15 protein-coding genes are annotated in these 14,986 nt (G+C 55.6%); 9 read left to right on the plus strand and 6 right to left on the minus strand.

From position 1 onward, the window contains the following. Nucleotides 1-302: 302 nt before the first annotated feature. Nucleotides 303-917: a CoA pyrophosphatase gene (locus AU511_RS06225; protein ID WP_094101455.1), complete on the minus strand. Its 615-nt coding sequence runs from the start codon at nucleotides 915-917 to the stop codon at nucleotides 303-305. A 23-nt stretch (nucleotides 918-940) separates the two neighbouring features. Then, the gene (gene pabB / locus AU511_RS06230) at nucleotides 941-2,308 is read right to left on the minus strand and encodes an aminodeoxychorismate synthase component 1 (RefSeq protein ID WP_094109133.1); all 1,368 of its coding nucleotides are present in this window, start codon (nucleotides 2,306-2,308) and stop codon (nucleotides 941-943) included. A 150-nt stretch (nucleotides 2,309-2,458) separates the two neighbouring features. Between pabB and AU511_RS06235 the strand changes: the two genes are divergently transcribed. Next, nucleotides 2,459-2,656: a YoaH family protein gene (locus tag AU511_RS06235; protein WP_094101453.1), complete on the plus strand. Its 198-nt coding sequence runs from the start codon at nucleotides 2,459-2,461 to the stop codon at nucleotides 2,654-2,656. 173 nt (nucleotides 2,657-2,829) lie between these two features. Here the strand turns inward: AU511_RS06235 and AU511_RS06240 are convergent, their stop codons facing one another. Continuing rightward, nucleotides 2,830-3,816, minus strand: coding sequence for a hypothetical protein (locus tag AU511_RS06240; protein WP_094109134.1), 987 nt, complete (start codon nucleotides 3,814-3,816; stop codon nucleotides 2,830-2,832). Between the two features lie 274 nt (nucleotides 3,817-4,090). On the opposite strand from AU511_RS06240, the gene AU511_RS06245 reads away from it, so the two are divergent. From AU511_RS06245 to rnd, 5 genes are all read left to right on the plus strand, one after another. After that, on the plus strand, nucleotides 4,091-6,013 hold the full coding sequence (locus tag AU511_RS06245; protein ID WP_094109135.1) for a DNA repair helicase YoaA: 1,923 nt from the start codon (nucleotides 4,091-4,093) through the stop codon (nucleotides 6,011-6,013). A 63-nt stretch (nucleotides 6,014-6,076) separates the two neighbouring features. After that, nucleotides 6,077-6,778, plus strand: coding sequence for a tRNA (adenosine(37)-N6)-threonylcarbamoyltransferase complex dimerization subunit type 1 TsaB (gene tsaB, locus AU511_RS06250; protein WP_094101450.1), 702 nt, complete (start codon nucleotides 6,077-6,079; stop codon nucleotides 6,776-6,778). Nucleotides 6,779-6,844: 66 nt separating this feature from the next. Then, complete coding sequence (locus tag AU511_RS06255) at nucleotides 6,845-7,459, plus strand: Slp family lipoprotein (protein WP_094109136.1); 615 nt, start codon at nucleotides 6,845-6,847, stop codon at nucleotides 7,457-7,459. 243 nt (nucleotides 7,460-7,702) lie between these two features. Continuing rightward, on the plus strand, nucleotides 7,703-9,376 hold the full coding sequence (fadD, locus tag AU511_RS06260; RefSeq protein WP_094109137.1) for a long-chain-fatty-acid--CoA ligase FadD: 1,674 nt from the start codon (nucleotides 7,703-7,705) through the stop codon (nucleotides 9,374-9,376). A 261-nt stretch (nucleotides 9,377-9,637) separates the two neighbouring features. Next, on the plus strand, nucleotides 9,638-10,759 hold the full coding sequence (gene rnd / locus AU511_RS06265; protein ID WP_094109159.1) for a ribonuclease D: 1,122 nt from the start codon (nucleotides 9,638-9,640) through the stop codon (nucleotides 10,757-10,759). A gap of 199 nt (nucleotides 10,760-10,958) precedes the next feature. Here the strand turns inward: rnd and minE are convergent, their stop codons facing one another. From minE to minC, 3 genes are read right to left on the minus strand one after another with little or no spacing between them, the layout of a single operon-like run. Next, nucleotides 10,959-11,228 (minus strand): cell division topological specificity factor MinE, encoded by a 270-nt coding sequence (minE, locus tag AU511_RS06270; protein ID WP_026739383.1) that lies wholly within the window; start codon nucleotides 11,226-11,228, stop codon nucleotides 10,959-10,961. Nucleotides 11,229-11,231: 3 nt separating this feature from the next. Continuing rightward, the gene (minD, locus tag AU511_RS06275; RefSeq protein WP_026739384.1) at nucleotides 11,232-12,044 is read right to left on the minus strand and encodes a septum site-determining protein MinD; all 813 of its coding nucleotides are present in this window, start codon (nucleotides 12,042-12,044) and stop codon (nucleotides 11,232-11,234) included. 21 nt (nucleotides 12,045-12,065) lie between these two features. Continuing rightward, on the minus strand, nucleotides 12,066-12,749 hold the full coding sequence (gene minC / locus AU511_RS06280) for a septum site-determining protein MinC (RefSeq protein WP_094101447.1): 684 nt from the start codon (nucleotides 12,747-12,749) through the stop codon (nucleotides 12,066-12,068). Nucleotides 12,750-12,884: 135 nt separating this feature from the next. On the opposite strand from minC, the gene AU511_RS06285 reads away from it, so the two are divergent. From AU511_RS06285 to AU511_RS06295, 3 genes are all read left to right on the plus strand, one after another. Next, a complete protein-coding gene (locus tag AU511_RS06285) occupies nucleotides 12,885-13,157 on the plus strand; it encodes a YcgL domain-containing protein (RefSeq protein WP_026739386.1) in 273 nt (90 codons plus the stop codon). Between the two features lie 341 nt (nucleotides 13,158-13,498). After that, complete coding sequence (locus tag AU511_RS06290; protein ID WP_026739387.1) at nucleotides 13,499-14,155, plus strand: fumarylacetoacetate hydrolase family protein; 657 nt, start codon at nucleotides 13,499-13,501, stop codon at nucleotides 14,153-14,155. Between the two features lie 99 nt (nucleotides 14,156-14,254). Beyond that, nucleotides 14,255-14,701 carry a YcgN family cysteine cluster protein gene (locus AU511_RS06295; RefSeq protein WP_026739388.1) on the plus strand — a complete coding sequence of 149 codons (447 nt, stop codon included), beginning with the start codon at nucleotides 14,255-14,257 and terminating at the stop codon, nucleotides 14,699-14,701. Nucleotides 14,702-14,986: the final 285 nt, after the last annotated feature.

Here is a 14,986-nt window from a genome sequence, read left to right on the forward strand (position 1 = left end):
CCGTCGAACGCCTTTGTTAGGCGGCTAAATATTGGCGCTATTGTAGTGGGATTACGGTGGGCCAAGGGGGGCTTTTCGCATGAAATAAACTTATTCCACCAGGCTATCAAGACTACAAAAATCTAATGTCGGATAGGGGGCGATAGCCATCGGCACAGCGATTGTTCGAGCTAGCACGTTGAAAATACCGCCATAACGTCAAGTGGAGCATACGGCTCGCCATTGCGCGGGCTGCCGCGCAAGACAGTGCAGGGTGTGTGGGGAGTGGGAGGCCGTGCGAAGTCACGGACGCGTTTGAATAATTAAGAGGCCGAGACCTGCAACGCCAATTGACGAATAATTGTCGCGGTTAGCCCCCAGACCCATTGATGCTGATAGCTGCGAAGATAAACCCGATGCAGACGATTCTCTCGTTCAAAATCTAATGAATGGTAACGGTGCAGGGCAAAGGCTTCTCGCAGCGGCATTTCGAACACTGCGGCCACCTCGGTCGCCTGCGCCCTCAGCGTCAGATCCGGAGGCAACAGGCCGAGGACCGGGGTGACTTGAAAACCGCTGACGCTGTCCTGCGAGGGCAGCGTGCCTAACACTTGCACACAAGAAGAGGGGATCGCCACCTCCTCATACGCTTCTCTTAGCGCGGTGGCGATCAGGGAGCAATCTTCCGGGTCGGCCGCGCCGCCGGGGAAGGCCACCTGACCCGCATGCGTGCGAAGATTCGCGGCGCGTCGGGTCAACAGCAACGTGGGTTCGCGATGGCAAATAATCGGCACCAGCACGGCGGCCTGTCGCTGATAGCGGCTGGCCGGCGTCTTATCCGGCGACTGCAGCTGGAAACGCGTGATGAACTGGGCCAGGTCGAAAGGCGCTAGAGTCTCCGCGTTCGCCGCACGATGTTGTATGGTGAAATGAGTCACGCCAGCGCCTCGTCAAATTGCTATCAAGAGTGAGACACCAGCAACGGCAGAATACGTCCGACCTTATCGAACGTTTCCTGATATTCCGCCTGCTCCTCGCTGTCGGCGACGATGCCGCCGCCGGCCCAGCAGTAGATCGAACCTCGGTCTGTAACGAGCGTACGGATAGTGATATTGGTATCCATGGTGCCGCAGACGCTCAGGTAGCCGATGCTGCCGCAATAGGCGGTCCTGCGTTGCGGCTCCAGCTCTTCGATAATCTCCATCGCCCGGACTTTCGGCGCGCCGGTGATGGAGCCGCCGGGGAAACAGGCGCGTAGCAGATCGGCCGCATGCAATTCAGCGGGCAACCGGGCTTCTATGGTGCTCACCAAATGGTGTACCGCCGGAAACGCTTCAACCACAAACAGCTCCGGTACGCGGACGCTGCCGGGCGAAGCTACGCGACCGATATCGTTGCGCAGCAGGTCGACGATCATCAGGTTCTCCGCTCGGTCTTTGCCCGAGGTGGCCAGACGTTCCGCTTGCCTGACATCATCTGCGGCATCGGCCAGGCGGGGCAGCGTGCCTTTAATCGGGCGAGTCTGAATATGATGGTCGTTCAGCCATAAGAAGCGCTCGGGCGATACGCTGATGACCGTATTATGCGGCAGCCGGATAAAGGCCGAAAAAGGCGCGCGATTGCTGGCGGAAAGACGCAGGAATGCCTGCCATTCACTGCCTTCATAACGGGCTTGAAAGCGTTGGGCCAGATTAACCTGATAGCAGTCGCCCGCGCGCAGATAGTCCTGAACCTGACGAAACTTGGCGCCGTACTCTTCACGAGACATGCTCGCCTGCCAGCCGGAGGTCAACGCAAAGGCGGCAGTGGACCTCGATGCGCACTGCGCTTTAAGCCACGCCAATCGCGGCGCCGGGTCGCCCTGCGTGATTAACGTCAGCCGGCGCTGATGATGGTCGGCAATCAGCGCCCAGTCATACACACCCACGGCCATATCGGGGATATCAATATCCTGCGCTGCCCGCGTCGGCAGGCGTTCCACGCGTCGGCCGAGATCGTAGCCGAACAGCCCTAGCGCGCCGCCCTGAAACGGCAGGTTCGGCGTCGGGGTCGCGGTCAGGTCTAATCGCTCCAACTGCTCTTGCAGCAGTTCGAACGGGTCGGCCGATGAGGGCTGAACGTTGCCGCCTTCGGCTATCTCGGTGATGTCGCCGCGGGTCTGTAATGTCACGCGCGGGTCGGCGACCAGGATATCGAATCGGTTATGCGTATGTTCAGCGGTGCCGGAGTGCAGCAGCATCGCCCAGGGTTGCTCGGAGAGCGGGGCGAATTGGGTCAACAAAGCGTCCGGTTGATAAGGCAGAGCATGGTAGACTAACGACATTGGCATATGGATTTTCGGGCGTTCTCATTCGGGTAGTGACCGGAAGTATACCGGTCGCGTGGGTACGTAGGCATGACAGAATGTAAGCGTACCACACTCGTGAGCCGTGCGACGTCTAGGATGCCGGGATGACCCCGCCAGATTCAGGAGAGAGATATGTTTGCAGGTATTCCGTCGCTTACACATGAACAGCAACAGCAGGCCGTCGAAGAAATTCATCGATTGATTTCGGAAGGGCTCAGCAGCGGCGAAGCTATCGCCCGTGTCGCGGAGGCGCTCCGTCAGGGGCATCAGGGAGAGCGCGTTGTCGCGCGCTTTGAAGATGATGAGGAAGACGAAACGCGGCAGGAATAATCGCTGCGGCTCCTGCCAGCGGAGGCTAATGATTTGCTGCCAGGGGCGAAATGTGTCGTGTGATGCTGGCGGTTTAGCACGTTGGCTCCCCGTCGGCACAATGCGCTGACGAGGAGTGTTCTTCCCGCTTTCCTGTACGGCAATGCTCCCCCTTGTGATGGGGGGGCGGCGCGTCAGGATGTGTATTGCCCTTGAGGGGAGAGCGTACAGCGCTCAATGATATTCGGTCTGATCCCGAGGACGCCTGCGCCACGAAGCCGGTAGGCGCTTCCCTCCGTCATGTTAATCAAGCTAATGACCTTATGCGTTTGGCTCGGTAACCGCTGTGTCAAAATGGATTTCTTCTCGTTGTTTTCATAAAGACAACGAACGTGGTCGTTGATGGCCATAAACGGCGGCGCGTAAGTTAAACGCACGGGGGGATACACAGAAGAATCACCCCGATTCCAGCACATGATCAGCGAGCGATTGCTACAGGTAAAGAAGAAGGCTTCGTAATGGACTTCATCCTCTCCTTTCATGGCACGCCATGACATGTCTTGTACGTGATTTACACTGCCTTCCAGCAGGAGATCGCCGTCTTTTGCCTGACAACGCCACTGCTCATCGCGTTTTTTGACGACGGAATGCGTCGTCTTAGTCGGAGGGGAAGTAAAAAAACGCATGTCCCGGCGCTTCACTCTGGCGAGATATTTCAACGACAGCGTATTTATCGGGTGATAAAAAGCGAACAGGGTGCTCAGGCTGGCGGACGCTCCCAACGCCGCGAATATGCCGACCACCACTGCGATAGTGGCAAGAGCTGGGTAAGTATGAAATAGAATGCAAGACGCGATGGCGGCAAGCAGCGCTATTAATAACGGCACAATACTACGAATCAATAGCGGCCCCGCTTTCTGAGACGCGGTTTCAGGCTCGAGTATCAAACCGTTGTCATCGGCTATCCAGTGTATCCAGTAACTCCCGTCGAAGAGTTGATGGGCGCAGAAATACCAGTTTCCCGTGGTGGATAAGCGTTCGAATTGCTCGGGATGTTGATAGTTTACTTTGTGGGTGTAAAAAACGTTTCCTTGATGAATGACGCGCAGGTAATTGCCGAACCGGTCCCCGTTAGGGGTGAATGACGTACTGGGGATGGTGAAGGTATGAAGCTGGTTCAAAATGAAAATCCTTTATCCATAACAGGTTAGCGTCGCTATTTTATCTCGCGCTTCCCGAGGAGAAAAACTTAACCGCGCGCAATCCTTTTAGTCCTGACCCTTCGGCGCCGCCCGGCGTCAGGCGTATTAGTCGTCCAGCTTATGCTTTTTTGCGCGTCTCCAAAGACGGCTAGCGGGCATATTAAGGTGGAGGCCGGGGGACGAGCTTGGCATAATCCTCCCACTCGCATCGGCTCCGCCGGTGCCGAACTATCCTCCAGCAAAGAGAGAAAGCGTGGCTGCAGCAGCAAACGAGATTGATGATTTTGCCCCTGAGGGCGCATTGGCGCAGGCCATCAAGGGATTCAAACCTCGAGAACCGCAGCGGCAGATGGCGGCCGCCGTCGCCGACGCCATTGCCCGGCAGAAGCCGCTGGTGGTCGAGGCGGGAACCGGAACGGGGAAAACTTACGCTTATTTGGCGCCCGCGCTCCGAGCTAAAAAAAAGGTGATCATCTCCACCGGATCTAAAGCCTTGCAGGACCAGCTCTATAGCCGCGATCTGCCGACCGTGGCACGTGCGCTCAACTATCCCGGTAAACTGGCGTTGCTGAAAGGGCGCTCGAACTATCTATGCATCGAACGGCTGGAACAGCAGTCGATGACGGGGGGCGATCTTTCCCAGGATAACCTGCGAGAGTTGGTCAAGCTGCGTGGCTGGTCCTCGCTGACTGAAGACGGCGATACCAGCGCTTGCCGCGACGTGCCGGAAGACAGTCATATCTGGCCGTTAGTCACCAGCACGAATGACAATTGCCTCGGCAATGACTGCCCGCACTATAAAGCGTGTTTTGTGGTTAAGGCTCGTCGTCGGGCGATGGATGCGGATGTCGTGGTGGTTAACCACCATCTGTATCTGGCGGACCGGGTCGTGAAAGAGAGTGGTTTTGCGGAGCTGATCCCCGACGGCGACGTCGTGATTTTCGATGAAGCCCATCAGATTCCTGATATCGCCAGTCAATATTTCGGGCAGCAGCTGAGCAGCCGACAGCTGTTCGATTTAGCGCGAGATATGATCATCGCCTATCGCACCGAAGTGCGTGACGCGGCGCAATTACAAAAAAGCGCCGATCGGTTGTCGCAAAGCACACAGGATTTTCGCCTGGCACTGGGCGACCCCGGTTATCGCGGCAATCTTCGTGACGTTGTCACGGATGCCGGACTGCAGCGCGCGCTGCTGCTGCTCGATGATGCGTTGGAACTGTGTTACGACGTCGCGAAGCTCTCGCTCGGGCGTTCCGCGCTGCTGGATGCCGCATTCGAGCGCGCCACGATTTACCGTAATCGATTAAAACGACTGCTTGACGTACAACAGCCCGGTTACAGCTACTGGTATGAATGCACCAGTCGTCATTTTGTGCTGGCGTTAACACCGCTGTCGGTGTCCGACCGCTTTCATGAAGTGATGAAAGAGAAGGCCGCAAGCTGGATTTTTACTTCGGCCACATTATCCGTGAACGAAAAGATGGACCATTTCACTGCGCGACTGGGATTGGAAGAGGCGGAAACGTTGCTGTTGCCGAGTCCTTTCGACTATGCCCGCCAGGCGCTGCTGTGCGTCCCGCGTTTTTTGCCGGAAACCGCGCGTCGGGGCAGCGGAAAGCAGCTGGCGCAGATGTTGACGCCGCTGATTCAGGCCAATCAGGGACGCTGTTTCATGCTGTGCACCTCGCATTTGATGATGCGTGAGTTGGCGGCGGAGTTTCGCGCCAGCCTGACGCTGCCTGTGTTACTGCAGGGCGAAACCAGTAAAACCCAATTGCTGTCGCAGTTTCTGGCGGCGGGCAACGCGCTGCTGGTGGCGACCAGCAGTTTCTGGGAGGGCGTGGACGTACGCGGCGATGCGCTCTCCTGCGTCATCATCGATAAACTGCCGTTCACCTCGCCGGACGATCCGTTACTGAAAGCGCGGATGGAGGACTGCCGCCTGCGCGGCGGCGATCCGTTCAATGATGTGCAATTGCCAGATGCGGTCATTACCCTCAAGCAGGGCGTGGGACGGCTGATCCGCGACGTCGACGATCGCGGCGTACTGGTCATCTGCGACAACCGCCTGGTGATGCGACCTTACGGCGAAGTCTTTCTCAATAGTTTGCCGCCTGCGCCGCGCACGCGAAGCCTGCCGGAGGCGGTGGATTTCCTGACGCGCAAAGCGTAGCGGCGTTCCGACTCTGTGCTATCATGCGCGCCGTTATACGTTTATTTCCCGCCTGAGGTTGGCATGTCTACGCGAATTTTAGCGCTTGATACCGCAACGGAAGCCTGTTCCGTTGCCTTGTGGAATGAAGGTGAAGTCCACGCATTATTTGAAGTTTGTCCCCGCGAACATACCCAGCGTATTTTGCCGATGGTTCAGCAGATCCTGAGCGAACAGGGCCTGACGCTGAGCGATATGGATGCCCTGGCGTTCGGCCTTGGTCCCGGCAGCTTTACCGGCGTGCGTATCGGCATCGGCATCGCGCAGGGGCTGGCTCTAGGAGCTGACCTGCCGATGATTGGCGTGTCTACGCTGGCTACGCTGGCGCAAGGCGCCTTCCGACTGACTGGCGCCAATCAGGTACTGACGGCAATAGATGCCCGCATGAGCGAAGTCTACTGGGCGCAATATCGCCGCGATGATCAGGGCATGTGGCGTGGAGAGGATACGGAAGCTGTGCTCGCGCCCACGCAGGTGCAGACGCAGACGGCGGCGCTTAACGGGGAGTGGGCGACGGCTGGCACTGGCTGGCAGACGTACCCCGAATTGACCCGTCCCGCCGATGCGGTGCTGCAAGACAGCCAATATCTGTTGCCGCACGCGGAAGACATGTTGCCGCTGGCCTTACAGCGCTGGCAATCCGGCGCGACATTACGCGTTGAGCAGGCCCAGCCACGCTACCTGCGTAATGAAGTCGCTTGGAAAAAATTGCCGGGCCGCGAATAACCAATAACCGCAACTTATTGCATGAATGATAGTCAAATCATCAGGCTATTAAATAAGGTGCATGCTATGTCAAGTGAACGGCAGTGGTGTCGTCGGGTAAAGCGCGTTGTTTGCAGGTCGGGCCGCTATGGGCTGCTGCTGCTTTCGCTGGGCGCGTTGACCGCGTGCGTCACCGTCCCCGAGTCTTTGCGTGGGACATCGGAAACACCGCAGATGGATTTGGTCCGGGTGATGAGCGCGCCCGCGGTTTACGTAGGTCAGGAGTCGCGCCTGGGCGGACGAGTGGTGGCGGTGAGCAACGAGGCGAATCGCACCCGCCTCGAAATTAGCAGCATGCCGTTGGATGGCGGCGCCCGACCAATTTTAGGGGCGCCGTCGGAAGGTCGTTTCGTGGCTTACGTCAACGGTTTCCTCGAACCAACGGATTTTAACCAGCAACTGGTCACCGTCGTGGGGCCTATCACCGGGTCTGAACAAGGCAAGATAGGCAACTGTCCGTACCACTTTGTCGTGGTGCAGGCCGACCGGTATAAACGCTGGCGTGTCGTGCAGCAACTGGTGCCGTCCGCAGGGATGTACGATCCCTGGTGGGGCCATCGCGGTCGTCCCGGTTGGGGGCCTCGCTGGGGCTGGGACAATGCGGCGGGACCGGCCAGATTGGAAACGGTGGTGACGGAATAGCCGTGCCGCTTACGGTTGTCCTGCCACATGACGACGTAAGGTACGTTTCGCGCATGGTGGCTGACCGGGGGCCGAATTCCGGCGCACTGAATAACTAGGGTGACTGCGGTCGCCTTATTTTTTGTGGATGATGGCATAGGCGGTTGAACGTTTATGGAGGGCGAGAATCTCGCCTTTCAGGGGTAGGGGATGAGATATCTCGCCAGCCCGTAAACCGCCTGAAAAGACCTATGGAGTAAAGTCTTGGAAAAAATTTGGTTAGCGCGCTATCCGACCGATGTTCCCGCAGAGATTGATCCGGATCGCTATTCGTCATTGATGGAACTGTTTGAAAATTCGATGGCGCGAAATGCCGAACGTCCAGCGTTTATCAATATGGGCGAGACGATGACCTTTCGTCAGTTGGAGCAGCGCAGCCGGGCATTTGCCGCCTATTTACAGCACCAGCTCAAATTGAAGAAGGGCGACCGCGTCGCGCTGATGATGCCTAACCTGCTGCAATACCCGATTGCGCTGTTCGGTATCCTCAGAGCCGGTATGGTCGTGGTGAACATCAATCCGCTATACACCCCGCGTGAGCTAGAGCACCAGTTGAACGATAGCGGCGCCAGCGCGATGGTGATTGTGTCCAACTTTGCCCACACGCTGGAAAAAGTAGTCTTCAACACGCCAGTGAAGCATGTGATCCTGACCCGTATGGGGGATCAACTTTCGGCCGCCAAAGGCACGCTGGTCAATTTCGTCGTCAAATACATCAAGCGACTGGTGCCGAAATACCATCTTCCCGACGCCATTTCCTTTCGCAGCGTGCTGCAACAGGGCAAAAAAATGCCCTATGTACGTCCTGAACTGGAACGCGGCGATTTGGCCTTCTTGCAATACACCGGCGGAACCAGCGGCGTGTCCAAAGGCGCCATGCTGACGCATCGCAACCTGCTGGCTAATTTGACTCAAATCCGCGCCGCCTATGGTTCGTTGCTGCACGAAGGCAACGATTTGGTGGTAACGGCATTGCCGCTTTATCACATCTTTGCGCTTCTCGTGAACTGTCTGTTGTTCATCGAAATGGGCGGTCAGAACTTACTCATTACCAACCCGAGAGATATTCCGGGGATGGTCAAAGAGCTGGCCCGTCATCCGTTTACCGTTATCAGCGGCGTCAATACGCTGTTCAATGCACTCTTGAACAACGACGATTTTCATCGGCTGAACTTTTCGACGCTGCATCTTTCCGTCGGCGGCGGCGCATCGGTGCAGCAGGCGGTGGCTGAACGCTGGGAGGCGCTGACCGGCAACCATTTGCTGGAAGGGTACGGACTGACGGAAAGCTCGCCGCTGGTCACCGGTAATCCCTACGATATGCAGCAGTACACCGGCAGCGTCGGGTTACCTATTCCATCGACAGAGGTCCGCATCGTCGATGAAAGGGCGAATGATGTGGCGCTGGGCGAAGCGGGAGAGTTATGGGTCCGTGGGCCTCAGGTTATGAAAGGCTACTGGAACCAGCCAGAAGAAACGGTGGCGGTGCTTAAAGACGGGTGGCTGGCTACAGGTGACATTGTCACGTCGGACGAGCAGGGTTTTTTACGCATCGTCGACCGTAAAAAAGACATGATTCTGGTCTCGGGATTCAACGTTTATCCGAATGAGATTGAAGATGTCATCGTCCGTCATCCTGATGTGGTGGAAGCGGCTGCGGTTGGCGTGCCGAGCGAAATATCGGGCGAAGCCGTGAAGGTGTTTATCGTCCGTCGTCCCGACAGCACGCTGGAAACGGAAGCGCTGATTGCCCATTGCCGTCGCTATCTGACGGGTTATAAGGTGCCTCGCCAGTTCGAATTTCGCGATGAATTGCCGAAATCTAACGTCGGCAAAATCTTACGCCGTGAACTTCGGGATCAAACCAAGCCGTCCTAGGCTATTGTGATATCAGATTGTTTAGGGATCGTTAGCCGGTTATGGTTTACCCCGTCACGTGGGCATTCAGTCGTCCGCCACGGACGCCCCGAATCAACCTAAATAGGGAGACACTGCGCGGCAACCTTGAGTGATTGAGGGGCCGGTGTTTTGTTTTAGTTCTGTTTGCGATTTTGCGCTCTCATGTCAGGCGTATCGGCCTTCCCCGACGCGCCTTTTATCGCCATGACCATTGTTGGACATAACCAAGAGAATGATGTTTTGAATTATCAGTTGATCACTACCGATGCCGGGCTATCACAGGTTTGCGCGCAGGCGCGCGCTACAACGCAGGTGGCGCTGGACACCGAATTTGTCCGGACACGCACTTATTATCCGCAGTTGGGACTGATTCAACTGTATGACGGCGAAACGCTGTCGCTGATCGATCCCCTACCGATCGTGGACTGGACCCCGTTTAAAGCGTTACTCGTCGACGCCAATGTCACTAAATTTCTACATGCGGGGAGTGAAGATCTGGAAGTGTTCCTGAACGCGTTTGGTTGTGTGCCGACGCCGTTTATCGACACGCAAATTCTGGCGGCGTTTCTCGGTAAGCCGCTGTCCTACGGTTTTGCGGCGCTGGTGGCGGATTACCAGCAGGTGACGCTTGATAAAAGCGAATCCCGCACGGACTGGATGGCGCGTCCGTTGAGCCAGAAACAGTGCGACTACGCGGCGGCCGACGTCTTTTACCTGCTGCCGATGGCTAAAACGCTGGTGGAGCAGACAGTGGCAAGCGGTTGGATGGATGCGGCGAAAGATGAGTGCCTGCTGCTGTGTCGCCGACGTCAGGACATTCTGGCGCCGGAACTGGCTTATCGCGAAATAAGCAACGCCTGGCAGTTGCGAGGTCGACAGCTGGCCTGTCTGCAGCGTTTGGCTGCCTGGCGTTTGCGCAAAGCGCGCGAACGCGACAGCGCGGTCAACTTTGTCGTGCGCGAGGAGCACCTGTGGCAGGTGGCTCGTCATCAGCCGACGTCGTTGGGCGAGTTGGATTCGTTGGGGCTGAGCGGGCCGGAAATTCGTTACCACGGCAAAACGTTGCTCGCACTGGTAGCGGAAGCGGCTGAATTGGATGAGACCGACTTCCCGCCGCCGGTAGCAAACCTGCTGGATTACCCCGGTTACAAGGCGGTATTCAAAGAGATTAAGGCGTTGATACAAACGACCAGCGTCAGCAGTGGATTGTCCGCAGAGCTGCTGGCTTCTCGCCGTCAGATCAATCGTCTGCTGAACTGGTACTGGAAACTGTCTATCGGGGGGAATACGCCCGAACTGGTCAGCGGCTGGCGTAATACGCTATTCGGCGATGAGCTTCGGGCTATTTTAAACCGCGATTGAGGCCAGGGACATTGCAGGCGTTGACGTTGATTGGCGTTTGCAATGTCCCGACACCGCAGGAGAGGGCATCGGTCGCTTACTCTGTTTGCAGGCGGCATGACTGAGAATGCGGGGGAACTACGGCGGGAAATGATAATCGCCGCGAACCGGCTCGAATGCGCTTAACACGTATCGGGCTGGCCGCGGCGAGGTGTTACTGTTACTTCGGCGTTTCTTCCGCTTCCGGTAAGGTGACGTTCAGCTCCAGAACGGAAATATCGTCGCCTTTTTGCTCCAGTTGAACGGAGACCATTTGCGGGTCAATCTGCACGTATTTGCAGATCACTTCCAGAATGTCTCGTTTCAACTGTGGCAGATAATGGGGTTCGCTATCCCCACGGCGCCGCTCCGCGACAATAATTTGCAGCCTTTCCTTAGCAATATTGGCTGTCGCTTTTTTGCGGGACAGAAAGAAATCGAGTAAGGCCATGGTTTACCCCCCAAAAAGTCGTTTGAGGAAGCTCTTCTTCTCTTCCTCGATAAAACGGTAAGGGCGTTCTTCACCCAGTAAGCGATCTACTGTGTCGGCATAGGCTTTACCGGCATCGGCCGAATCATCCAGGATTACCGGTTCGCCCTGGTTGGATGCGCGCAATACCGACTGATCTTCGGGAATGACGCCCAGCAGCGGAATTCGCAAAATTTCCAGGACGTCTTCCATGCTCAGCATATCCCCGCGGCTGACGCGGCCCGGATTGTAGCGGGTCAACAACAGATGCTCTTTGATCGGTTCTTCGCCGCGTTCGGCGCGACGTGATTTGGACGACAAAATGCCGAGAATGCGGTCGGAGTCACGTACGGAGGAGACTTCCGGGTTGGTGGTAATCACCGCTTCGTCCGCGAAGTAGAGTGCCATCAGCGCACCGGTTTCGATCCCTGCCGGCGAATCGCAGACCACGAAGTCGAAATTCATTTCATTCAGGCCATCCAGCACTTTTTCGACGCCTTCACGAGTCAGCGCGTCTTTGTCGCGGGTCTGAGAGGCAGGAAGGATGTACAGATTTTCAGTACGCTTATCTTTGATCAGCGCCTGATTCAGCGTCGCATCACCTTGAATGACATTGACGAAATCGTAAACAACGCGGCGCTCGCATCCCATGATCAGGTCAAGGTTGCGCAGGCCAATATCAAAGTCGATGACAACTGTCTTTTTGCCTTTTTGGGCTAAACCGGTAGCAATGGCCGCGCTTGAAGTAGTCTTGCCAACGCCCCCTTTACCCGATGTAACAACGATGATGCGTGCCATAAATGATTCCTTGATAAGGGCTTAGTCTAGAGTTTGTATGTTCAGAACATTGTCCAGCAGGTTGAGATTGACCCGTGCAGCCTGCCCAAAAAAATCTTGCGGTATCTGGTCGCTGAGCCAATATCGGCCCGCGATGGATACCAACTCCGCGGCCAGATGGGTGCAGAAGATCTGACTGTCAACGTCGCCAGAAACGCCTGCCAGGGCTCGGCCCCGCATCGTGCCGTAAATGTGTATATTGCCGTCCGCGATAATTTCGGCACCCGCACTCACGCTGCTGGTAACGATGAGATCGCAGTTACGCGCATAGATCTGTTGCCCGGAACGAACGGGTGCGCTGATCACCTTGGTTTTCACCGGCTCCGGAGGCGGGGCGGCGGGTTCAGTGGCCCGGCGCTCTTTACCTTCGTTCAACAATGGGAGACCCGCGCGGACGATAGCTTCTTTCAGCCGCTCGTCCTTACAGCCACTCACACCGACAACCCGTAGACCAGAAGCGGCAACGGCTTGCTGTAGCGTCACCCAATCGGTGTCGGCGGTCAGTGTTGAGACATTGATGACAACGGGCGCGTTTTTAAGAAACGCGGGAGCCTGTTCGATTTTTTCCTGCAGGGCTTGGTAAATTACCTCGGGTTGAGATTCATGCAAATGAACCACCGATAAGGTAAAGCTGCTGCCTTTTAACTCAATGGGCGATTGTGACATCTATCCTGGCTCAGTTTCGGCATCTTTAAACCCCAGAGTAACATTTAACTATGATATTCCAGAGCGCTATAAGCATGTTATAGTCACCTGTATATACAGGCAATACACGATACCCATTTAATTTAGAGTAAAAATATGTTTTGTGCGATCTATAGAAGTAACAAACGGGATCAGACATATCTCTATGTCGAAAAAAAAGACGATTTTTCGCGCATTCCTGAAACGCTGATGAAAAGTTTCGGTGCGCCGACTTTTGTGATGCTTTTACCGCTGGATGGCCGGAAAAAACTGGCTTCTGCGGATATCGACAAGGTGCGGCAATCGCTTAAAGAACAAGGATTTTATCTTCAGGTGCCTCCGCCGCCGGAAAACCTGCTAAATATACATCATGGGTCGGTTGAAAAATAATAGGGTTATTATTTTCGGACAATGCCTTATCGCTACAAGATATTAATGAGCGCGTAACGAAAAATAGTCAGGTCGCAAATTAATCGACGCGCTAGCTTTTATTCAGACTGCATTTTATTTCCTGATTTTATATACAGTGATTTGCGGGTTTAATTGTTTATCCGTTCTTATTGGGCTTATCCGGGGAACCTTTTTTCCTTAAGGATAAAGACGGAATCCGACGACATTTTCGCTCACGTTTGCGTGCTTATCTTTTTGTCATCAGTATCGGTATGATGAGGAGCCTGGCGCCGTAGGCATGCCGGGGTCAATATCTCAACAGACAGGTCAGGAGATGATGCATGTATCAGCACAGAGACTGGCAGGGGGCGTTACTCGACTTCCCTGCGAATAAAGTAGTGTGTGTCGGCAGCAACTATTCCGAACACGTCCGGGAAATGGGTAGCGCCACTTTTCCAGAGCCGGTGTTGTTTATTAAACCGGAAACGGCGATCTGCGATCTACGTCAGCCTTTGGCGATCCCTGGGGACTTAGGGGCGGTACACCATGAAATCGAACTGGCCGTTCTGATCGGGACACCGCTGAAGCACGCCAACGAAGACCGCGTCGCTCGGGCCATCACTGGGTATGGCGTGGCGCTAGATCTGACGCTGCGTGAGCTACAGGCCTCCTTCAAGAAGGCCGGCCAGCCGTGGGAAAAGGCGAAAGGCTTCGATGGGTCTTGTCCGATATCAGGTTTCATTCCGGTTGCGGAGTTCGGCGACCCGCAGAATACCGATCTGACACTGAGCATCAACGGCGAAGTGCGGCAGCAGGGAAATACGCGCGATATGATAACGCCGATTTTACCGTTGATTGCCTATATGAGCCGCTTCTTCACACTGCGGGCTGGGGATATTATTCTGACCGGGACACCGCAGGGCGTCGGGCCGCTTCAGTCGGGCGATGCGCTGAAAATTACCTTGAACGATAAAGAGCTGGAAACCCGCGTGATTTAATTAACATCAGGCCATCTGCCTGTGCGGCAGGTGGCTTCTTCTTATTACCTCGTTAAATGTGTTAGACGGGTTGTTTCCCGTCACCTTGGATACTATGCAATGAATCAATCACCTTTTTGGCAACACAAAACACTGGCGGAAATGTCTGACGAAGAGTGGGAAGCCCTCTGCGACGGTTGCGGCCGCTGTTGCCTGAATAAGCTTATTGATGCGGATACTGAAGAGCTTTACTTCACCAATGTCGCCTGTAATCAGCTGAACATCAAAAGTTGCCAGTGCCGCAACTACGCCCGTCGGTTCGAATATGAACCGGACTGCATCAAGCTGACCAGGGAAAATTTGTTGTCCTTCGAATGGTTGCCAGAAACCTGTGCTTACCGCCGGATCCATGAAGGCAAAGGTCTCGCGAGCTGGCACCCGCTGATTGCCGGTTCAAAACAGGCGATGCATCAGGAACGTATCTCGGTGCGCAATATCGCCGTCCGTGAGCGTGACGTTGTCGACTGGCAGGACCATATTCTGAACAAACCGGATTGGGCTCGGTAATCCAAGATAACGACGAGGATAGCTGCTGCAAGGGGCATGCATGTGGCAGCTGTGAGGCAATGTCAGCAAGTTGTCGTGCAGGATGTGAAGCTGACCCGCGCTATGACGAATCGGCTGCGTTCCTAAAAGCCACCGTCTTATGAGCGGATACCTCGCCGATGCGTCCAACATTGGAGCGCCCTTAGTTCGGGCACAAGACAAACGTGCAATTATTTGAGCGGGTCATCCAAACTCGCGCAGATGTCCTTCTTGACCAGGCGGGGGACTTATCGCGAAGCGGAGGTT

This window comes from Lonsdalea iberica, from assembly GCF_002111585.1.
GTDB lineage: Bacteria > Pseudomonadota > Gammaproteobacteria > Enterobacterales > Enterobacteriaceae > Lonsdalea > Lonsdalea iberica.